At 65.2% G+C, this 18,591-nt stretch carries 18 protein-coding genes and 3 pseudogenes; 11 read left to right on the forward strand and 10 right to left on the reverse strand.

Features of this window, described 5'->3' with window-relative positions; translation table 11 throughout:
* Window positions 1-79 precede the first annotated feature (79 nt).
* The 6 genes from THL1_RS00810 to THL1_RS00835 form a co-directional block, all read right to left on the reverse strand.
* Complete coding sequence (locus THL1_RS00810) at window positions 80-454, reverse strand: nuclear transport factor 2 family protein (RefSeq protein WP_069081498.1); 375 nt, start codon at window positions 452-454, stop codon at window positions 80-82.
* Window positions 455-591: 137 nt separating this feature from the next.
* Window positions 592-1,782 (reverse strand): MFS transporter, encoded by a 1,191-nt coding sequence (locus tag THL1_RS00815; RefSeq protein WP_069081499.1) that lies wholly within the window; start codon window positions 1,780-1,782, stop codon window positions 592-594.
* 213 nt (window positions 1,783-1,995) lie between these two features.
* Window positions 1,996-2,742: an L-cystine ABC transporter ATP-binding protein TcyN gene (gene tcyN, locus THL1_RS00820; RefSeq protein WP_069081500.1), complete on the reverse strand. Its 747-nt coding sequence runs from the start codon at window positions 2,740-2,742 to the stop codon at window positions 1,996-1,998.
* Window positions 2,742-3,410: a cystine ABC transporter permease gene (tcyL, locus tag THL1_RS00825; protein ID WP_069081501.1), complete on the reverse strand. Its 669-nt coding sequence runs from the start codon at window positions 3,408-3,410 to the stop codon at window positions 2,742-2,744. Before tcyL ends, tcyN begins: the two co-directional genes overlap by 1 nt.
* Window positions 3,407-4,204, reverse strand: a complete 798-nt coding sequence (gene tcyJ, locus THL1_RS00830) for a cystine ABC transporter substrate-binding protein (protein ID WP_069081502.1) — start codon at window positions 4,202-4,204, stop codon at window positions 3,407-3,409. Before tcyJ ends, tcyL begins: the two co-directional genes overlap by 4 nt.
* 110 nt (window positions 4,205-4,314) lie before the next feature.
* Complete coding sequence (locus THL1_RS00835) at window positions 4,315-5,316, reverse strand: D-cysteine desulfhydrase (RefSeq protein WP_069081503.1); 1,002 nt, start codon at window positions 5,314-5,316, stop codon at window positions 4,315-4,317.
* A 284-nt stretch (window positions 5,317-5,600) separates the two neighbouring features.
* Between THL1_RS00835 and THL1_RS00840 the strand changes: the two genes are divergently transcribed.
* From THL1_RS00840 to THL1_RS00880, 9 genes and pseudogenes are all read left to right on the forward strand, one after another.
* Window positions 5,601-6,383, forward strand: a complete 783-nt coding sequence (locus THL1_RS00840) for a MetQ/NlpA family ABC transporter substrate-binding protein (RefSeq protein ID WP_069081504.1) — start codon at window positions 5,601-5,603, stop codon at window positions 6,381-6,383.
* A gap of 225 nt (window positions 6,384-6,608) precedes the next feature.
* On the forward strand, window positions 6,609-7,358 hold the full coding sequence (locus THL1_RS00845; protein WP_069081505.1) for a GntR family transcriptional regulator: 750 nt from the start codon (window positions 6,609-6,611) through the stop codon (window positions 7,356-7,358).
* Window positions 7,355-9,079 (forward strand): fumarate reductase/succinate dehydrogenase flavoprotein subunit, encoded by a 1,725-nt coding sequence (locus THL1_RS00850; RefSeq protein WP_069081506.1) that lies wholly within the window; start codon window positions 7,355-7,357, stop codon window positions 9,077-9,079. The genes THL1_RS00845 and THL1_RS00850 overlap by 4 nt, the downstream gene beginning before the upstream one ends.
* A 147-nt stretch (window positions 9,080-9,226) precedes the next feature.
* Window positions 9,227-9,472: a 4Fe-4S dicluster domain-containing protein gene (locus THL1_RS00855; protein WP_028629110.1), complete on the forward strand. Its 246-nt coding sequence runs from the start codon at window positions 9,227-9,229 to the stop codon at window positions 9,470-9,472.
* A 225-nt stretch (window positions 9,473-9,697) separates the two neighbouring features.
* A pseudogene (locus THL1_RS30440) lies at window positions 9,698-9,838 on the forward strand (nitrate ABC transporter substrate-binding protein); the annotation flags it as partial.
* A gap of 270 nt (window positions 9,839-10,108) precedes the next feature.
* Window positions 10,109-10,525, forward strand: a pseudogene (locus tag THL1_RS00865) (ABC transporter permease); the annotation flags it as partial.
* Window positions 10,525-10,857: pseudogene (locus THL1_RS00870) on the forward strand (ATP-binding cassette domain-containing protein); the annotation flags it as partial. The pseudogenes THL1_RS00865 and THL1_RS00870, both read left to right, overlap by 1 nt.
* 73 nt (window positions 10,858-10,930) lie before the next feature.
* Window positions 10,931-11,896, forward strand: a complete 966-nt coding sequence (locus THL1_RS00875) for a HEAT repeat domain-containing protein (protein WP_069081508.1) — start codon at window positions 10,931-10,933, stop codon at window positions 11,894-11,896.
* Window positions 11,896-12,192 (forward strand): DUF971 domain-containing protein, encoded by a 297-nt coding sequence (locus THL1_RS00880; RefSeq protein ID WP_069081509.1) that lies wholly within the window; start codon window positions 11,896-11,898, stop codon window positions 12,190-12,192. The genes THL1_RS00875 and THL1_RS00880 overlap by 1 nt, the downstream gene beginning before the upstream one ends.
* Window positions 12,193-12,278: 86 nt before the next feature.
* Here THL1_RS00880 and tauD read toward each other — a convergent pair whose 3' ends face one another.
* From tauD to tauA, 4 genes are all read right to left on the reverse strand, one after another.
* Complete coding sequence (gene tauD / locus THL1_RS00885; protein ID WP_069081510.1) at window positions 12,279-13,112, reverse strand: taurine dioxygenase; 834 nt, start codon at window positions 13,110-13,112, stop codon at window positions 12,279-12,281.
* A gap of 37 nt (window positions 13,113-13,149) precedes the next feature.
* Window positions 13,150-13,983: a taurine ABC transporter permease TauC gene (tauC, locus tag THL1_RS00890; RefSeq protein WP_069081511.1), complete on the reverse strand. Its 834-nt coding sequence runs from the start codon at window positions 13,981-13,983 to the stop codon at window positions 13,150-13,152.
* Window positions 13,980-14,762: a taurine ABC transporter ATP-binding subunit gene (tauB, locus tag THL1_RS00895; RefSeq protein ID WP_069081512.1), complete on the reverse strand. Its 783-nt coding sequence runs from the start codon at window positions 14,760-14,762 to the stop codon at window positions 13,980-13,982. The genes tauC and tauB overlap by 4 nt, the downstream gene beginning before the upstream one ends.
* Before the next feature lie 159 nt (window positions 14,763-14,921).
* Window positions 14,922-15,902 (reverse strand): taurine ABC transporter substrate-binding protein, encoded by a 981-nt coding sequence (gene tauA / locus THL1_RS00900; RefSeq protein WP_069081513.1) that lies wholly within the window; start codon window positions 15,900-15,902, stop codon window positions 14,922-14,924.
* A gap of 396 nt (window positions 15,903-16,298) precedes the next feature.
* Here tauA and THL1_RS00905 point away from each other — a divergent pair, with 396 nt between their 5' ends.
* Window positions 16,299-17,630: an OprD family porin gene (locus THL1_RS00905; protein WP_069081514.1), complete on the forward strand. Its 1,332-nt coding sequence runs from the start codon at window positions 16,299-16,301 to the stop codon at window positions 17,628-17,630.
* Window positions 17,631-17,946: 316 nt separating this feature from the next.
* Window positions 17,947-18,585 carry a peroxiredoxin gene (locus THL1_RS00910; RefSeq protein WP_069081515.1) on the forward strand — a complete coding sequence of 213 codons (639 nt, stop codon included), beginning with the start codon at window positions 17,947-17,949 and terminating at the stop codon, window positions 18,583-18,585.
* Window positions 18,586-18,591: the final 6 nt, after the last annotated feature.

Raw genomic sequence — 18,591 nt, forward strand, 5'->3', positions numbered from 1 at the left:
ATCACGCTCCATCAATCCACCACCAGGGCCCGGCATTACGCCGCTGATGGATATGGAGGGCGATATCCACCCTTGCGCGCTAATCGTGCAGGTAGTAGAGCTTGTTGATGATGCTCCAGCGGCCGCCGATCTTCAGCAACGAGAGGTAGTCGGTGAAGCGCATGTCGGCGTAGTCGTCGACCACCTTCAGCGAGGCGGCGTCGCCGGTGATATCCAGTGCCTGGATTGCCCAGACGGGTTTCTCACCTTCCGCCAGCACCGGGCCAGCGTCGCGGATGGCGCCGGCGAAATCATCCACCGAGAGCCATTCGAGCTCGCCCTGGAAGTGACCGATGATGCGGCACTGCGGGTGGAAGGCGCTGCGCAGGCGGTGCTCATCGGCGAAGACCATGCCTTCGACATAGTCGCGCACGACGCGTTGGATGACATCTTGGTCAGTCTCGTGGGCAGTCATTTCATGCACTCCTCTGGTGCCGGCAAGTCAGGCAAGTCGAAAGGTTAGCTGCCCCGGTGCGCAGCGAGCGATCCGTTCGGCATAAGGGCTAGTCAGGCCCGGAAGCACACGGCTCCACCCATCCTGCCAGGCGCCTGTCAGTGGAGCTGTCCCGTGGATTTCAGGTGATCCTTCACCGAACGCAGGCGGGGCAGGGGCAGGCAGACGAGGAAGGTCAATGCCAGCACGCCCACGCCCATCAGTGGCAGGTTGGACAGTCCCATATTGGTGCTCAGCCAGAGCCCACCCACGAAGGCGCCGCTGGCGTTGCCCAGATTGAAGGCCGCATGGCTGAGGGTGGCGGCGAGGCTCGCCGATTCACCGGCCTGTTCCACCAGCAGCAATTGCAGCGGCGAGGAAATGGCGAAGCTCGCCACGCCCCAGAGGAACAGGCAGCCCAGTGCCAGTGCCGGGATCTGCGCGAAGGCGTATAGGCCCAGCAGACACAAGGTGCTCATCCCGAAGGCCAGCGGCAGGGCGTAGCGGAAGCCCTTGTCGGCCAGCCGACCGCCGAGCAGGTTGCCCACGGTCAGGCCAATGCCGAACAGCAGCAGGGCGAAGTTGGTGTGGTCCGGGCTGAAGCCGGATACGTCGCGCAGCAGCGGGCTGATATAGGTGAAGACGCCGAACAGGGCCACCGACGACAGGCTGCAAACGAACAGTGCGTGCAGCACCGGACGCCGCAGGATGCCGTCCCAGGCACCGGCCGCATTGGCTTGCGGCTTCGGCGTGGCGGGCAGCCAGAGGGCTTGGGCGAGCAGGGTGAGGAAGCCGAGCGCTGCCACTACCATGAAGGTCACCCGCCAGCTGGTGGCCTGCCCCAGCCAAGCGCCGGCCGGCACGCCGAGCACGTTGGCGATGGTCAGGCCGCTGAGCACCAGGGCCATGGCCGATGCGCGGCGATGGGGTGGGGCCAGTTCGGCAGCCAGCAGGGTGGCGCAACCGAAGAAGCCGGCATGGCTGAAGGCGGTGAACATGCGCATGGCCAGCAGCCACTCGTAATTCGGTGCCAGGGCGCAGCCGAGGTTGCCAAGCGCGTAGGCACCCATCAGCCAGAGCAGCGCCTGGCGACGCGGCAGGCGACCGAGCAGCGGACCCAGCAATGGCGCACCGATCACCACGCCTATGGCGTAGGCGCTGACCAGCAGGCCGGCGTCGGACAGGCTGACCTGGAGGTCTTTGGCGACCTCGGGCAGCAGGCCCATGATGATGAATTCGCTGCTGCCGACGACGAAGCCGCCCAGGGCGAGGGCCAGCAGCGGCAGAGAGAGGAGGGTGCTCGGGTTCATGCGGGTTCCGATGGCGGGGCTGTATTGCGAGGGGCGCGGATTCTACGCGCATTTCCTTGCAGGGGGCTTACCGCTGGGGCAGGTGGTGGTCTCCACCTGTAGGGGCTGGACGGAGCGTACAAGGGTGGACCACGCTCCATCGGTCCACCATTCGTGGTCCGGCCTGGCTGCGATGGTGGATGGAAAAGCGCCATCCACCCTTGTCGAGCCGCATCAGCCGCCGAGGAACTTGCTCAGGAACTGCTTGGTGCGTTCTTCCTTCGGCGCACTGAACAGGGCCTTAGCATCGCCCTGTTCGACTATCGAGCCTTTGTCGATGAAAATCGCCCGGTTGGCCACGTCGCGGGCGAAGCTCATCTCGTGGGTGACGATCACCATGGTGCGCTTCTCTTCGGCCAGGCCGCGAATGGTGGCGAGCACTTCGCCCACCAGCTCCGGGTCGAGCGCGGAGGTGGGCTCGTCGAAGAGGATCACGTCGGGCTCCATGGCCAGGGCGCGGGCGATGGCCACGCGCTGTTGCTGGCCGCCGGAGAGGCGCTTCGGGTAGGCGTCTTCCTTGCCTGCCAGCCCCACCTTGGCCAGCAGCTTGCGGGCTTTCTCGATGGCGCGTTCGCGGGGTTCCTTCTTCACCACCACCGGGCCTTCGATGACGTTCTCCAGCGCGGTGCGATGGGGGAAGAGGTTGAAGTTCTGGAAGACGAAACCGACGTGCTGGCGCAGCTTGCGGATCAGCCCTTGCTGATGATTCAGCGGCTTGCCCGCGTCGATCTCGATCTCGCCCACCTTAATCAGGCCGCCGCTGGGTACTTCCAGCAGGTTGAGGCAGCGCAGCAGGGTGGTCTTGCCCGAGCCGCTGGGGCCGATGATGGCCACCACTTCGCCCGGTTCGATGGTCAGGTCGATGCCCTTGAGCACCTCCTGGCCCTTGAAGGATTTGCTCAGGTTACGGACGGTGATCATCAGCTGTCCTGCTCATGCTGGTTGACCCGTGCCTCGAGGCGACCCTGGAAGTGCGAGAGCACGGTGGCCAGCACCCAGTAGATCAGCGCGGCGGCCAGGTACATGGTGAAGATCTCGAAGGTGCGCGCGGTGATCAGCTGCGCCTGGCGGAACAGTTCCGGCACCTGGATGGTGGCGGCCAGGGCGGTGTCCTTGACCAGCGAGATGAAACTGTTGCCCAGCGGTGGCAGCGCGGTGCGCGCAGCCTGCGGGAGGATTGCGCGGACCAGTGTCTGGGTGCGGCTCATGCCGATGCTGGCGGCGGCTTCCCATTGGCCCCGGTCGATGGAGGCGATCGCGGCGCGGAGGATTTCCGAGGTGTAGGCGGCCATGTTCAGCGAGAAGCCGATCAGCGCCGCGGGCAGCGGTTCGAGCTGGATGCCCAGCTGCGGCAGGCCGTAATAGATCATGAACAACTGCACCAGCAGTGGCGTGCCGCGGAAGAAGGACACGTAGATTCGCGAAATCCACTGCAGGGCGGTGAAACCGTAGAGGCGCATCAGGGCCAGGACGAACCCCAGCAGCAGTCCGAAGAACATGCCGCCGAGGCTCAGTACCACCGTAAAAACCGCGCCCTTCAACAGGAAGGGCGCGGAATCCAGCGCAAGTTGAAGGCTTGCGTCGATCATTGGGTCACGTCAGCCTTGAACCATTTCTCGGAGAGTTTTTTCAGGGTGCCGTCGGCCTTCAGCTTGGCCAGGGCCTTGTCGAGGGCGGCCAGCAGTTCCGGGTTACCCTTGCGCAGGGCGATGCCGGCTTCCTGGCGGGAGAAGGCTTCGCCGGTCACGGCCAGCTTGCCGCCGGTTTTCTCGACCATCTCGAAGGCGGCCAGGCGATCCACCAGGATGGCGTCGATTCGGCCGACGTTCAGGTCCTGGAACTTGGTGGGGTCGTCGTCGTAGGTGCGAATGTCGGCCTGCGGGACGTTTTCCTTCAACCACTGCTCGTAGTTGGTACCCAGGCCCACGCCGACTTTCTTGCCGGCCAGGTCAGCGGCGGCCTTGATGTTGCCTTCGGTGCCCTTGCGCACCAGCGCCTGGATGCCGGAGACGGTGTAGGGGGTGGAGAAGTCGTACTTCTTCTTGCGCTCGTCGGAGATGGTCACTTGGTTGATCACCACGTCCAGGCGCTTGGATTCCAGCGCGGCGAGGATGCCGTCCCACTTGGTCGGCTGGAACTCGGCCTTCACGCCCAGTTCCTTGGCCAGGGCCTCGGCCAGTTCCACTTCGAAGCCGGTCAGCTTGCCGCTCTCGTCCTGGTAGTTGAAGGGCGGGTAGGTGCCTTCCAGGCCGACCTTGATGGCGCCTTTCTGCTGGATGTCCTGCAGCAGGTCGGCGGCGGAGCTGGTGCCGACGAAGCTGGCGCCGAGCACCAGGCTCAGGCTGCCGAGGATGAACTGGCGACGCAGGGTTGCGAATGTCATAGGGGCCTCACGGGGCAGGTGTCTAAAGGTGGGGCAACTCTAGGGATTTGGTTATATGCAATAAAATAATTAAAAATTATCTCATGCTTTAAATAAAGCATAAGAAGGTGTCACGGGGTACCCGCAGGATGATAGGCGAACAACGCGGGAGAGCCACCGGTGTGCAGGAACAGCACCGGACCCTCGCCTGCGAAGGCGCCCTTGGCGATGCCATCGAGCAGGCCGGCGAACGCCTTGCCGGTGTACACCGGGTCCAGCAGCAGGCCTTCGAGGCTGGCGGCCTGGCGCACGGCGTCCAGGGTGCCGGCGTTGGGCTCGCCGTAGCGCGGGAAAAAGTACTGGTCCCACAACTCCACCTTGAGCCCGGCCGGCACCGGCACGCCGAGCAGGTCGGCGGTGCGCTGCAGCAGGCCTTCCACCTTGGGTCGCTGGGTGGCGTCCGGACGCGAAACGGTGACGCCAACCACGCGGGTGCCGGGCAGGGCGTATTCCAGCGCCAGGGCGAGGCCCGCGTGGGTACCGGCGCTGCCGGAGGCCAGGACCACGGCGGAGAAGTGCTCGCCGCTGGCCTTGATCTGCTCGGCCAGCTCCAGGCCGGCGCGCACATAACCCAGAGCCCCCAGGGCGTTGGAACCGCCGATGGGCACCAGGTACGGCTTCTTGCCGGCGGCGCGCAGACGCTCGGCCGCAGCGGCCAGCAACTCGTCGGCGTTGTCCAGGTTGGCTACCAGCTCGCACTCGGTGCCGAACAGGTCCAGCAGCAGGCGGTTGCCATTGCCGAGGTAGTTGCTGTCGGAGGTGCCGATGGGGTTTTCCAGCAGCGCTACGCAACCCAGGCCGAGGCGCGCGGCGAGGGCGGCAGTCTGGCGGACGTGGTTGGACTGGATGGCGCCGGCGGTGACCAGAGTATCCGCCCCTTGGGCCAGAGCTTCGGCGGCGAGGAACTCCAGCTTGCGCACCTTGTTGCCGCCGAGGGCGAAGGGCGTGAGGTCATCGCGCTTCACGTAGACGCCACGGCCGAGCTTCTGCGACAGGTGCGCAAGCTGCTCCAGCGGGGTGGGCGAGGGAACCAGTTCCAGGCGGGCAAAGCGGGCGAGGGCTGCATCGAGCATGGCGTGGTTCCGGTAGGCGGTTGCGAAGGCTGCCACTCTAGTGAGCCGGGGCCTCGCAGGCAATTCGCAGACGCGACATCGAAGTACCGATCAGCCAGGGAGCGGACGTTATCAGGTGGCTCTTTTATATATTAAAAATGGAATATAAGAAGAATTAAAAGGTATTTGTTGGTTATAAAAAATGACCGTAGTGTCGCTCTCAACCCGGCACACCCAGACCGGGCATCCCCACACTTGCTCGCGGCTGAAGATCCAGCCGGAGCCGCAGAATCGAAAGGATCATCATGAAGAAGACCCTGCTGTTGACCGCTCTGGCTGCCGCCCTGTCCGCCACCTTCGCCCAGGCTGGCGAGAAGCTCGTAGTAGCCGCCACCCCGGTACCACACGCAGAAATCCTCGAGCTGGTCAAACCCCAGCTGGCCAAGGAAGGCGTGGACCTGGAAGTGAAAGTCTTCACCGACTACGTGCAGCCCAACCTGCAAGTCGACCAGAAGCGCCTGGACGCCAACTACTTCCAGACCAAGCCCTACCTGGACAACTTCAACAGCGGCAAAGGCACCCATCTGGTGATCGTCAAGGGCGTGCACGTCGAGCCCTTCGGCGGCTACTCCAGCAAGTACAAATCCCTGAAAGAGCTGCCGGACGGTGCCACCCTCGCCATCCCCAACGACGGCAGCAACGGCGGCCGCGCCCTGCTCCTGCTGCAGAAGTCCGGCCTGCTCAAACTGAAGGACCCGAAGAACGCCCTGGCCACGCCGAAGGACATCGCCGAGAACCCGCACAACTTCAAGTTCAAGGAACTGGAAGCGGCGCTCCTGCCACGTGTGCTGGACCAGGTCGACCTGGCCCTGATCAACACCAACTATGCGCTGGAAGCCAAGCTGAACCCGTCCAAGGACGCGCTGGTGCTGGAAGACCACACCTCGCCCTACGTGAACTACCTGGTGGCCCGTCCGGACAACAAGGACAGCGACGCCATCAAGAAACTCTCCGCCGCGCTGACCAGCCCGGAAGTGAAAACCTTCATCGAGAAGAAGTACTCCGGCGCGGTCGTGCCGGCGTTCTGATCACCTGCTAGCCACGGTGGCGCACTGGCCAGTGCGCCCTCCTCACGCCGACGAGTCTCGACTATTGTCGGCGTTTTTTTTTCGGGGCGAATCGTTCTTCCGCGGCCTCCCCCGGCTGAGCGCCATATCCTTATTCAATAAAAGTATTTGCACGTACGTTTTTATATTCGGCAATCTTACGCTATAACTTGTTATGACAAGTCAGGATCGCGAGCGAACAACGACATGGCCGAACTGCTTCCCCTCTCCCCGGTACCGCTCTACAGCCAGCTCAAGGAGCTGCTGCGCGGGCGCATCCTCGACGGCACCTACCCACCCCACAGCCGCATGCCCTCGGAAAGCGAACTGGGCAAGGCCTTCAACGTCAGCCGCATCACCGTGCGCCAGGCGCTGGGCGACCTGCAGAAGGAAGGCCTGATCTTCAAGATCCACGGCAAGGGCACCTTCGTCGCCAAGCCCAAGGCTTTCCAGAACGTCAGCACGCTCCAGGGCCTGGCCGAGTCCATGACTCAGATGGGCTACGAAGTGCTCAACCGCCTGCGCAGTTTCCGCCACGTGCCGGCCAGCGCCCTGGTGGCTGCGCGCTTGCAGGTAGAGGAAGGCAGCCCGGTGACCGAAATCCGCCGCGTGCGCCTGATCAACCGTGAGCCGGTATCCCTGGAAATCACCTGGTTGCCGAAGGCGGTGGGCGAGAAGCTGGAAAAGGCCGACCTCGCCACCCGCGACATCTTCCTCATCCTCGAGAACGACTGCGGCATTCCCCTCGGCCACGCCGACCTGGCCATCGATGCAGTGCTCGCCGACGGCGACCTGACCCAGGCGCTGGAGGTGGAAGAGGGCTCACCGATCATGCGCATCGAGCGCCTGACCCACGCTGCCGACGGCACGCCGCTGGACTTCGAACACCTCTATTACCGCGGCGATGCCTTCCAGTACCGCCTGCGCATCGACCGTCAGAAGGGGCCCCAGGCATGAGCACCCGAGAACAGGAATACGACATCGTCGTCATCGGCGGTGGCACCGCCGGCCCCATGGCCGCGATCAAGGCCAAGGAGCAGAACCGCGAGCTGCGCGTACTGTTGCTGGACAAGGCCAACGTCAAGCGCAGCGGCGCCATCAGCATGGGCATGGACGGCCTGAACAACGCCATCATTCCCGGCCATGCGACGCCCGAGCAGTACACCAAGGAAATCACCATCGCCAATGACGGCATCGTCAATCAGGCGACCGTGCACGCCTACGCCACCCACAGCTTCGAGACCCTCCAGCAGCTCGACCGCTGGGGCGTGAAGTTCGAGAAGGACGAGACCGGCGACTACGCGGTGAAGAAGGTCCACCACATGGGCGCCTACGTGCTGCCCATGCCCGAGGGCCACGACATCAAGAAGGTGCTCTACCGCCAGCTCAAGCGCGCACGGGTGGAGATCAGCAATCGCATCGTCTGCACCCGCCTGCTGCTGGATGGCGAGGGCGCGGCGAGCGGGGTGATGGGCTTCGACTGCCGCAGTGGCGAGTTCCGGGTGATCCGCGCCAAGGCGGTGATCCTTGGCTGCGGCGCCGCTGGCCGCCTCGGCCTGCCGTCTTCCGGCTACCTGATGGGCACCTACGAGAACCCCACCAATGCGGGCGATGGTTACGCCATGGCCTATCACGCCGGGGCGGAGCTTTCCAACCTGGAGTGCTTCCAGATCAACCCGCTGATCAAGGACTACAACGGCCCGGCCTGCGCCTACGTCACCGGCCCGCTGGGCGGCTACACCGCCAACAGCAAGGGCGAGCGCTTCATCGAGTGCGACTACTGGAGCGGCCAGATGATGTGGGAGTTCCATCAGGAACTCGAAGGCGGCAACGGTCCGGTGTTCCTCAAGCTCGATCACCTGGCCGAGGAAACCATCCAGACCATCGAAGAAATCCTCCACAGCAACGAGCGCCCCAGCCGTGGGCAGTTCCACGCCAACCGGGGCACCGATTACCGCTCGCAGATGGTCGAGATGCACATCTCCGAGATCGGCTTCTGCTCCGGCCATTCGGCCTCGGGCGTGTGGGTCAACGAGAAGGCTGAAACCTCAGTGAAAGGGCTGTACGCGGCGGGCGACATGGCTGCCGTGCCCCACAACTACATGCTCGGTGCCTTCACCTACGGTTGGTTCGCCGGAGTCAACGCGGCGGACTACGTGGCCGGTCGCGAATTCGCCGAAGTCGATGCCGGGCAGGTGGAGCGCGAGCGGGCGCGGGTCTTCGCGCCGCTGGAGCGAGAGCACGGCCTGCCGCCGGCCCAGGTGGAATACAAGCTGCGGCGCATGGTCAATGACTACCTGCAGCCGCCCAAGGTGACGAAGAAGATGGAGATCGGCCTCGCGCGCTTCGCCGAGATCGAACGGGACCTGGCGCAGATGAAGGCCAGCAATCCCCACGAACTGATGCGCGCGATGGAAGTGGCGGTGATCCGCGACTGCGCCGAGATGGCCGCCCGCGCCTCGCTGTTCCGCGCCGAGAGCCGCTGGGGCCTGTACCACCACCGGGTGGACTTCCCCGAACGCAACGATGCCGAGTGGTTCTGCCACTGCCATCTGAAGAAGGGCGAGGATGGCCGCATGACCAGCTTCAAGAAAGCGGTGGAGCCTTACCTGATCCCGCTGGATGCCGAGGAGCAGCAGGCCTATGACCGCCTGCGCGTGAAGACCGAGGCAGCCTGACCCTTGTTGGGCTTCGCTTCGCTCTACACCAACCTACGGAGAGCACGCGGGGTAGGTTGGCGCTGAGCCTGCGAAGCCCAACACGGAGCGCAACGCGCTCCTCGCAATACCCATAACGAGAGCCCCAGGCTCCAAGGAAATCGTGAAATGGCCCATCAACCCCAGGAAATCTTCTTCCGCAGCAGCGCGCCGGTGACCATCGACGAAGACAAGTGCATCGCCGAGAAGGGCTGCACCGTTTGCGTCGAGGTCTGCCCGATGGACCTCCTGGCCATCAATCCGGCCACCCAGAAGGCCTACATGGCTTTCGACGAGTGCTGGTACTGCATGCCCTGCGAGAAGGACTGCCCGACCGGCGCGGTGAAGGTGGAGATTCCTTACCTGCTGCGTTGAGCCGACTTCCCTTCTCCCTCTGGGAGAAGGTGCCCCGAAGGGGCGGATGAGGGAGACACCGAGCCGCTCGGACCACCCTCACCCCAACCCTCTCCCAGAGGGAGAGGGCGCGAAAAATGCTATCCGGCCAACCCCCGGACGCCTCACCTGAAAGCCCCTCGTTTCCCACCACCCAGCCCTGTGGCGGAGACGATTCCAACACTCATGATTCGAGGGGAAAAACCCATGCGTCTTCGTGCAACCGTCGCAGGCCTCGCGTTGGCCATCTCCAGCCTGTCCGCTTCCGCGGAAACCATCCGCATCGCCATCGGCACCCAGGACACCACCATCAACTGCGCCACCGGCGGCCTGCTCATCAGCGTGCTCTCGGGCAGCACCCGGCGCAGCGACCAGGATGAGCTGAGTGCCTTCCTGCTCAAGTCCCAGGCCGAGCAGTACGCCCAGCAGCACGGCGGCACCGCGCTCCATTTCGTCAGCGCCAATCAGAAGCTGGTGGCCCAGCGCTGACGCCAACGTAGGGTGCGCTGCGCGCACCGGAACCCCGCTGCGGGCTTCCCGGTGCGCATGGCGCACCCTACGGGAATCGGAGGAATTCCCATGACGAATCTCTACCGCTGGCCCCAGCGCCTCGCCTCGCTGGCCGCCCTGCTGGGTGTGCTGCTGGGGCTGATCATCGGCCGCTCGAAATGGGCCGAGGACAGCCTGTTGCCGCCGCTGGAAGTCCTGCGGCCGATTCCTGCGGTGGCCTGGATTCCCCTGGCCATCCTGATGTTCCCCTCGTCCGAACTGTCGATGGTGTTCATCACTTTCACCGGCGCGCTGTTCCCGATCCTGCTCAACACCGTGCACGGCGTGGAAGCGGTGGACCCGCGCCTGATCGCCTCGGCGCGCAGCCTGGGTGCCGGGCGACTGGCGATCCTGCGCGAGGTGATCCTGCCCGGCGCGGCGCCAAGTATCGTCACCGGCCTGGCCATCGGCATGGGCAGCAGCGCCCTGGTGAAGCGCCTGGGCGCGCTCGCCACGCCCTGGTATTACGCGCGGAGGAACGCCTGATGAGCAGCTTCGAACGCGCAGGGGAACCCGGCCGCATCGAGGCCAGGGGCGTCTCCATCCGCCTGGGGCAGGGCCGCGATGCCTTCGAGGCGGTGCAGGCCCTGGACTTCGCCATCGCGCCCGGTGAGTTCGTTTGCATCCTCGGCCCATCCGGTTGTGGCAAGCCCACCTTGCTCGGCGCCCTGGCCGGCCACCTCAAGCCCAGCGCCGGCAGCCTGGATGTGGATGGCCAGCCGGTGGAGGGACCTTCGCCCGAACGCGGCATGGTGTTCCAGCACCACACACTTCTGCCCTGGCGCAGTGTGCTCGACAACGTCGCCTTCGGCCTGAAGAAGAAGGCCGCGAGCTGCCACGCCTGACTCCGCTGGGGCTGCCCACCGACCATCCGCCACTGCGAATCGCCCTATGACCAACCGTGAAAGCGACAACCCCGACATCCTCGAACTGCTGCCGCGCCTCGCCGATGACGATGCCAGTGTGCGCCGCATTGCCCTCATCGAACTGGCCGACCTGGAAGACCCGGAAGGCCTGCCCTGGCTCACCGATGCCCTGGTGGTGGACCCGGCCGCCGAAGTGCGCGCCGAGGCCGCGCGCCTGCTGGAAGCCTGGGAAGAACCCGAAGTCGTGCAAGCCCTGTGCGCTGCCCTGGCGGACGCCACCGAACCCGTGCGCCTGGCCGCCGCCCAGAGCCTCAGCGAGCTGAAGAGCCTGGAAGCGGGACAGTTGATTCTGCCCTGGGTGAGCCACGCCGATGCCTTCGTCCGCAGCAGCGCCCTGCGTGCCCTACGCGAACTGCGCCTGGAGGATGCAGCCGGTCCGGCGCTGCTTGCGCTGAGTGATGGCGACGCGTCGGTGCGCCGCGAGGCGGTGGGCATCCTGGGTTGGCTCAAGCACGGCGAGGCCCTGCCGGCGCTGGCGCGTCTGGCCAGCGATGATGCCGATACCGAAGTACGTCGCGCTGCCACCGGCGCCCTTGGCCTGGCGCGCGACGCCGGCGTGTTGCCGGCCCTGTATGCGGCCCTGAGCGATGCCACCTGGCAGGTCCGCGAGGAAGCCGCCACCACCCTCGGCAAGGTCGGGCTGGCCGAGGCCGGCCCCGCGCTGGTGCAGGCCCTGCAGGACGACTACTGGCAGGTCCGCCTGCGCGCAGCCCGCACCTTGGGGCGCCTGCGTTATCGGCAAGCCCTGGCCGAGTTGGCAACCCTGCTCGGCCATGGCATCGCCAACCTGCGCAAGGAAGCGGCGCTGGCCCTGGGTGAACTGGGCGACGCCGCTGGACTGCCTGCCCTGCGTGCCGCGGAAGCCGATGGCGATCCGGAAGTGCGCAAGGCGGTGCGCATTGCCCTGGCGCAACTGCACGGGGCGGCCTGATGGACGCCCCCAGCGCCCTGCGCAACTCCCGTAGCCGGGCGCTTCTGAGTCTGGAGTGGGCCGATGGTGAGCATCAGCAGATCAGCCACGCCCGCCTGCGTGGTGCTTGCCCCTGCTCGCAATGCAAGGCGGCACGGCTGCGTGGGGCGATTGCACTGGTCGATGACGGGGTGAGGCTGGAGCGCATCGCGCTACAGGGGTATGGCGTACAGCTGGTGTTCAGCGATGGGCACGAGCGGGGGATATATCCCTGGGAGTATTTGCGGGAGTTGGGCCGCGCAAGATTCGTCCGGTAGGGTGCGCCGCGCGCACCAGAACCACCGCGCGGAATTCCCGGTGCGCAGGGCGCACCCTACAGAAGACGAGAGATGGCAGTGGCGATTCAGAAAGGCCTGTCGCCCAGGATGGTTGCGCGGTGCATCACGCGGCGCTGCGGGCGGTAGTCGTCCACGGCGAAGTGCTGGGTGATGCGGTTGTCCCAGAAGGCCACGTCGTTGGCCTGCCAGCGCCAGCGAATGGTGAACTCCGGGCGGGTGGCATGGGCGAAAAGCAGGCGCAGTAGCGCATCGCTTTCCGTCGCCGACAGCTCGTTGACGCGGGCGGTGAAGCCTTCGTTGACGAACAGTCCCTTGCGTCCGGTGACCGGGTGGGTGCGCACCACCGGATGGCTGCGCGGCGGGTGCTTGCGCTTGGCGTCTTCCAGGCGCTCGTGTTCATCAAAGGTGAGGCTGAAGCGTTCCTCGGGGAAGGAGCGGGACAGGTCGTGGGTGGCGGTGAGGCCTTCGAGCAATTGCTGGATGGGTTTAGACAATGCCTCATAGGCCGCGCTGCTGCTGGCCCAGAGCGTGTCGCCGCCGTAGGGCGGGAGCTGCTTGGCGGCGAGCACCGCGCCGAGCGCCGGGGTTTCCAGGAAGGTCACGTCGGTGTGCCAGAGGGCGTTGTCGCGCACGTCGGTCACGGCGGTATCCAGGACGAGCACTTCCGGCTGGTCGGGGATGTTCGGGTAGATCGGGTGGATATGCAGGTCGCCGAAATTGCGGGCGAAGGCAGCCTGCTGCTGCGGGTTCAGTGGCTGGTCGCGGAAGAACAGTACCTGGTGTGCGAGCAGGGCTTGCTCCACCGCTTCTCGCAGCGAGGCGTCGAGGGGCTTACCGAGGTCGAGGCCTTCGACCACGGCGCCGAGGGCGGGGGAGAGTGGGATGATGTGGAGGGGCATGGCTGTATCTCCTGAAACCGTGGGGCGGGGGATGGTCCTAGTGCCCCTGCCCATGCCAGGGCACGAGCTTGCGTTGCAGGGCGCGCAGGCCGAGTTCGAGGGCGAAGGCGATCAGGGCGATGACGAGGATGCCGAGGATCACCACGTCGGTGACCAGGAACTGCGCCGCCGACTGCACCATGAAGCCCAGGCCTCGGGTGGCGGCGACCAGTTCGGCGGCCACCAGGGTGGACCAGCCGACGCCGAGGCTGATGCGTACGCCGGTGAGGATGTCCGGCAGGGCGCTGGGCAGGATCACATGGCGGATCAGCTGGGCCTGGCTGGCACCCAGCGACTGCGCCGCGCGCAGCCGTGCCGGGTCGACATTGCGCACGCCGGTGGCGGTGGCGATGGCGATAGGGGCGAAGATCGCGAGGAAGATCAGCAGCACCTTGGACAGCTCGCCGATGCCGCACCAGATGACGATCAGGGGCAGGTAGGCCAGTGGCGGAATGGGCCGGTAGAACTCGATCAGCGGGTCGAAGATGCCACGGGCGATGCGGTTGCGGCCGATGGCGATGCCCAGCGGAACGGCGGTGAGCACCGCTGCCAGCAGGGCCAGGCCGATGCGACCGAGGCTCGCGCTCAGGTGCTGCCAGAGGCTGGCGTCCATATAGCCCTGGGTCAGAAGCACCCAGCCCTTTCGAGCGATGGCCTGCGGGCTGGGCAGGAACAGGGGCTCGATCAGGCCTGCGGTGGTCACCGCCCACCAGGCCAGCAGCAGGCTGCCGAGGGTCAGCAGGCTGATGGACAGAGTGCTCAGGGGGCGGCGCTGGCGCGGTCTCACGGTCGGGGCGGCCTTGCTGGCCAGGGGTAGGTCGAGGCTACTCATGCGCTTCTCCTATTGCGTTCGGCGAAGACCTGGGCGAGCACGTGCTCGCGCGTCTCGATGAACTGCGGGTCGGACTTGATCGCCCGTGCGCTTTCGCCGGCGGCATAGCGCTGGCCGAAGTCCAGGCGCAGGCGTTCGGTGATGCGGCCCGGATTGGGCGACAGCAGGATGAGTTCGGTGGCGAGGAAGACCGCTTCCTCGATGTCGTGGGTGATCAGGAACACCGGCTTCGCCGCGCGTCGCCAGACCTGCAGCAGCAACTCCTGCATCTGTTCGCGGGTGAAGGCGTCGAGGGCGCCGAAGGGCTCGTCCATCAGCAGTACGCGCGGATCAGCGGCCAGGGCGCGAGCGATACCAACGCGTTGTTTCTGTCCGCCGGAAAGCTCCCAGATGCGGCGCTTGCCGAAGCCGCCCAGGTCCACCAGGGCGAGCATGTCGCGGGCTCGCACCTCACGCTCGGCGCGGGGCACACCGGCCAGTTCCAGGCCAAAGGCGACGTTGCCGAGTACGTCCTGCCAGGGCAGCAGGGCATCGTCCTGGAACACCACGCCGCGTTCGGCGCTGGGGCCGCTGACAGGTACGCCGTCGAGGCTGATGCGCCCTGCGCTGGGGCCGACGAAGCCGGCGATGAGGTTGAGCAGGGTGGTCTTGCCGCTGCCGGAGGGGCCGAGGGCCACCAGCAGCTCGCCGGGGCCGAGGTCAAAGGAAATGTCGGTCAGTACCGGCACGGCCGCGCCTGGGTACTGTGCGCTGATGCGCTCCAGCTGGAGTAGGGCCATTTTTCTAACGCTCTGGATAAGCAGAAGTTGACGATCCAGCGAGCTAGAGCGGGGCTAGGCGAAAACGACCGAAGGAGCGGAGCTTACTTTTGTAAGTGAGCAGCCTGAGGTCGTTTTCAACAACGCCCCGCCGACGCGCAGCGGATCGTGGGGTGGAGATCAGTTGGTGACGTATTTCGCGCTGACATAGGGCGCATAGTCCGGCAGCACCGCGTCGACCTTGCCTTGCTCCTTGAGGAAGGCAGCACTCTCGCTGATGGCCTGGGTGGTGGGTGCGCCCAGAGCGGTTGCCTGGTCGGCGGCCAGCGGGAAGACGTTGCCCTGCAGCAGCAGCGGGATGTCTTCGGCCTTGGCGCCGGAGAGCTTCACCAATTTGTCGACGTTGGACTTGTTGGCCAGCCAGGCTTGCGGGTCCTTGCGGTAGTCGGCGTAGGCGTCGAGGGTCACCTTGGCGAAGGCGCGGACGACTTCAGGGTGTTTCTCGGCGAAATCCTTGCGCACGATCCAGGCGTCGAAGGTGGGGGCGCCCAGCTTGCCCAGTTCGGCGGAGCTGATGAGTACCTTGCCATTGGACTTGGCGACACCCAGGGCCGGGTCCCAGATGTAGGTGGCGTCGATATCGCCGCGCTGCCAGGCGGCGACGATGGCCGGCGGCGCGAGGTTGAGGATCGTGACCTTGGTGGGGTCGATCTGCCAGTGCTTGAGCGCCGCCAGCAGGCTGTAGTGGCCGGTTGAAACGAAGGGCACGGCGATCTTCTTGCCAATCAGGTCTTCGGGCTTGGTGATGCCGGCGCCGTTGCGCGCCACCAGGGCTTCGGCATCGCCGATCTGGGTGGCGATGAGGAATGTCTGGATCGGCAGCTGGCGAGTGGCCGCGGCAGCCAGGGGGCTGGAGCCGACATAGCCGATCTGCACGTCACCGGAAGCTACGGCGGTGATGACTTCAGCGCCGCTGTCGAACTTGCGCCAGTCGATTTCGGATTTGCTCGCCTTTTCATAGGCGCCATCGGCCTGGGCCACCTTGGCCGGGTCGACGGTGGTCTGGTAGGCGACGGTGAAGTCCGCGGCCTGGGCGCTCAGTGCCAGGCCGCCAAGGGTCAGGGCCGCCAGCAGGCGACGGGGGAACAGGGACGGAATCATGGGGTGCTCCTCAACGGGCTGGGGCCGGTCTTGGAGGCCGGTCCACGGGACAGGGTGTAGTGCGCTCAGGGTGTCCGGTGGTCCGGTGGAGACAATCTAATTGATCTAAAAAACAAGAAATAAATAATTTTTTTGCATTAGCTTAGGTCGGACGACTCCTCGGGCTCCGTAGAATTGCTTATTGCTGAAAGTTATTTGAATCTAAAAAATAATTCTTTTTAGAAATTAGCTTTCGTCTTCTAGAGTGGCGGCCTGCCGAAAGCGGACCGCCGCATCGCATTTGCACCGGAGCCTGTGAAAACGACAGTGGCTTCGAAGGTCACGCAGCGGCGCGTCGCGTCTGCTCCTGCTCCGGGCACCCCAACACCCTTACAAGATCGCAATGGAGCATCGAGCATGAACAAGTCGTCCCTCGCCCTGGCCGTCGCCCTCGGCGTGCTGGCCCAGCAAGCCGCCGCCGGCGGTTTCATCGAAGACAGCAAGGCCAGCCTGACCCTGCGTAACTTCTACATCAACTCGGACAACCGCCAGTTCGCCGCCGCGCCGTCCAAGCAGGAGGAGTGGGGCCAGGGCTTCCTCTTCAACTACGCCTCGGGCTACACCGAAGGCACCGTCGGCGTCGGCGTCGATGCCCTCGGCCTGTTGGGCATGAAGCTGGATTCCGGCAAGGGCCGCCACTACAACCCGACCAGCGCCAGCTATGGCGGCACCGTGTTCCCGACCGACAACGATGGCCGCGCCAAGGATGATTTCGGCAGCCTGGGCGTGACAGGCAAGGTGCGCATCTCCAAGACCGAAGCGCGCATCGGCACCCTGCTGCCGAAGCTGCCGGTGGTGACCTACAACGACGGCCGCCTGCTGCCGCAGACCTTCGAGGGCGGGCAGATCACCTCCAGCGAAATCGCCGGCCTGACCCTGGTCGGTGGCCAGCTGGAACACGCCAAGGGGCGTAACTCCAGCGACGCCCGTGGTCTGTCCATCGCCGGCGCGAACAACGCCCGCAGCGGCCAGTTCGTCAACACGTTCTACTTCGCCGGCGGTGACTACAAGGTCAGCGACAACCTGCTCGCGCAGTACTACTACGGCAACCTGGAAGACTTCTACCAACAGCATTTCGTCGGCCTGACCCACAACTGGGCGCTGCCGGTGGGCGCGCTGAAGTCTGACCTGCGCTACTTCTACAGCGACTCCGACGGCAAGAACGCCAGTGTTGAGGGCCGTCGCGAAGGCTTCCGCAGCTCGGGCAACTGGGCGGCCAACGACCCGGACCGCTTCGAAGTGGACAACCGCACATGGAGCGCCCTGTTCACCTACACCCTCGGCGGCCACGCGGCCAGCCTGGGCTACCAGCAGGTCTCCGGCGACAGCGCCTTCCCCTTCCTCAACCAGGGTGATGGTGCCACCGCCTACCTGATCACCGACCGCCAGATCGGCAAGTTCCTCAGCGCCGGCGAGCGCACCTGGGTGGCCGAATACGGCTACGACTTCGCCAAGCTCGGCGCGCCGGGGCTGAAGGCGGTGGCTACCTACCTGAAGGGCAGCAACATCGAAACCCAGGGTAGCGACCAGGGCGAGTGGGAGCGTGACTTCCGCCTCGACTACGTGCTGCAGGACGGCCCGCTGAAAGGCCTGGGTGTGTCCTGGCGTAACGCCGCGCTGCGCAGCGACGCTGCCCGCGACCAGGACGAGAACCGCCTGATCCTGAGCTACACCCTGACGCTGCTGTAAGACGCACGGACTGCCCCCTCTCCCTCTGGGAGAGGGTTGGGGTGAGGGAAGTGAGGTCCTGCTCGGTGGCTTGGTCGTGTTGGGCTTCGCTGCGCTCTGCACCAACCTACGGGGCCCTTGCGCGGTCCTTGGCGAATGAATTAGCCCCCATAGAAACCGCCGGGAGCCTCATTCCAGAGGCCTTTCCGGCTTTTTCACGTCTGCAACTAAATATTCCCTAATGGCATAAATAAATTGTTATTTATTCTTTTTAATTTTCAATGCGACTACGCATAGTGAGCCCCACGGAACGACACCCAGACACAGGAGCAGCACCATGAGTATCCGCCTCGGCGACATCGCCCCCGACTTCGAACAGGATTCCAGCGAAGGCCGCATCCGCTTCCACGAATGGCTGGGCAGCAACTGGGGCGTGCTGTTCTCGCACCCTGCCGACTTCACCCCGGTGTGCACCACCGAGCTCGGCTTCACCGCCAAGCTGAAGGATGAGTTCGCCGCTCGCGGGGTCAAGGCAATCGCCCTTTCCGTCGACCCGGTGGATTCCCACCACCGCTGGATCGAGGACATCAACGACACCCAGGGCACCCTGGTGAATTTCCCGATCATCGCCGACGCCGACCGCCAGGTGTCCGACCTGTACGACCTGATCCACCCGAACGCCAACGACACCCTTACCGTGCGTTCGCTGTTCATCATTGACCCGAACAAGAAGGTGCGCCTGACCATCACCTACCCGGCCAGCACCGGGCGCAACTTCAACGAAATCCTGCGGGTGATCGATTCCCTGCAGCTGACCGACCATCACAAGGTCGCCACCCCGGCCAACTGGCAGGACGGCGACGATGTGGTGATCGTGCCCTCGCTCAAGGATGAAGACGAGATTCGCCAGCGCTTCCCGCGCGGCTACAAGGCGGTCCGGCCGTACCTGCGCCTGACACCGCAACCCAACCGCTGATCTACC

It is taken from the genome of Pseudomonas sp. TCU-HL1 (assembly GCF_001708505.1).
In the GTDB taxonomy this organism is placed as follows: Bacteria; Pseudomonadota; Gammaproteobacteria; order Pseudomonadales; family Pseudomonadaceae; genus Metapseudomonas.

Excerpts from the sequence above, each read along its gene's own strand:
- THL1_RS00810 (WP_069081498.1), bottom strand. The coding sequence starts at position 454 with ATGACTGCCCACGAGACTGACCAAGATGTCATCCAACGCGTCGTGCGC.
- THL1_RS00815 (WP_069081499.1), bottom strand. The coding sequence starts at position 1,782 with ATGAACCCGAGCACCCTCCTCTCTCTGCCGCTGCTGGCCCTCGCCCTG.
- tcyN (WP_069081500.1), bottom strand. The coding sequence starts at position 2,742 with ATGATCACCGTCCGTAACCTGAGCAAATCCTTCAAGGGCCAGGAGGTG.
- tcyL (WP_069081501.1), bottom strand. The coding sequence starts at position 3,410 with ATGATCGACGCAAGCCTTCAACTTGCGCTGGATTCCGCGCCCTTCCTG.
- tcyJ (WP_069081502.1), bottom strand. The coding sequence starts at position 4,204 with ATGACATTCGCAACCCTGCGTCGCCAGTTCATCCTCGGCAGCCTGAGC.
- THL1_RS00835 (WP_069081503.1), bottom strand. The coding sequence starts at position 5,316 with ATGCTCGATGCAGCCCTCGCCCGCTTTGCCCGCCTGGAACTGGTTCCC.
- THL1_RS00840 (WP_069081504.1), top strand. The coding sequence starts at position 5,601 with ATGAAGAAGACCCTGCTGTTGACCGCTCTGGCTGCCGCCCTGTCCGCC.
- THL1_RS00845 (WP_069081505.1), top strand. The coding sequence starts at position 6,609 with ATGGCCGAACTGCTTCCCCTCTCCCCGGTACCGCTCTACAGCCAGCTC.
- THL1_RS00850 (WP_069081506.1), top strand. The coding sequence starts at position 7,355 with ATGAGCACCCGAGAACAGGAATACGACATCGTCGTCATCGGCGGTGGC.
- THL1_RS00855 (WP_028629110.1), top strand. The coding sequence starts at position 9,227 with ATGGCCCATCAACCCCAGGAAATCTTCTTCCGCAGCAGCGCGCCGGTG.
- THL1_RS00875 (WP_069081508.1), top strand. The coding sequence starts at position 10,931 with ATGACCAACCGTGAAAGCGACAACCCCGACATCCTCGAACTGCTGCCG.
- THL1_RS00880 (WP_069081509.1), top strand. The coding sequence starts at position 11,896 with ATGGACGCCCCCAGCGCCCTGCGCAACTCCCGTAGCCGGGCGCTTCTG.
- tauD (WP_069081510.1), bottom strand. The coding sequence starts at position 13,112 with ATGCCCCTCCACATCATCCCACTCTCCCCCGCCCTCGGCGCCGTGGTC.
- tauC (WP_069081511.1), bottom strand. The coding sequence starts at position 13,983 with ATGAGTAGCCTCGACCTACCCCTGGCCAGCAAGGCCGCCCCGACCGTG.
- tauB (WP_069081512.1), bottom strand. The coding sequence starts at position 14,762 with ATGGCCCTACTCCAGCTGGAGCGCATCAGCGCACAGTACCCAGGCGCG.
- tauA (WP_069081513.1), bottom strand. The coding sequence starts at position 15,902 with ATGATTCCGTCCCTGTTCCCCCGTCGCCTGCTGGCGGCCCTGACCCTT.
- THL1_RS00905 (WP_069081514.1), top strand. The coding sequence starts at position 16,299 with ATGAACAAGTCGTCCCTCGCCCTGGCCGTCGCCCTCGGCGTGCTGGCC.
- THL1_RS00910 (WP_069081515.1), top strand. The coding sequence starts at position 17,947 with ATGAGTATCCGCCTCGGCGACATCGCCCCCGACTTCGAACAGGATTCC.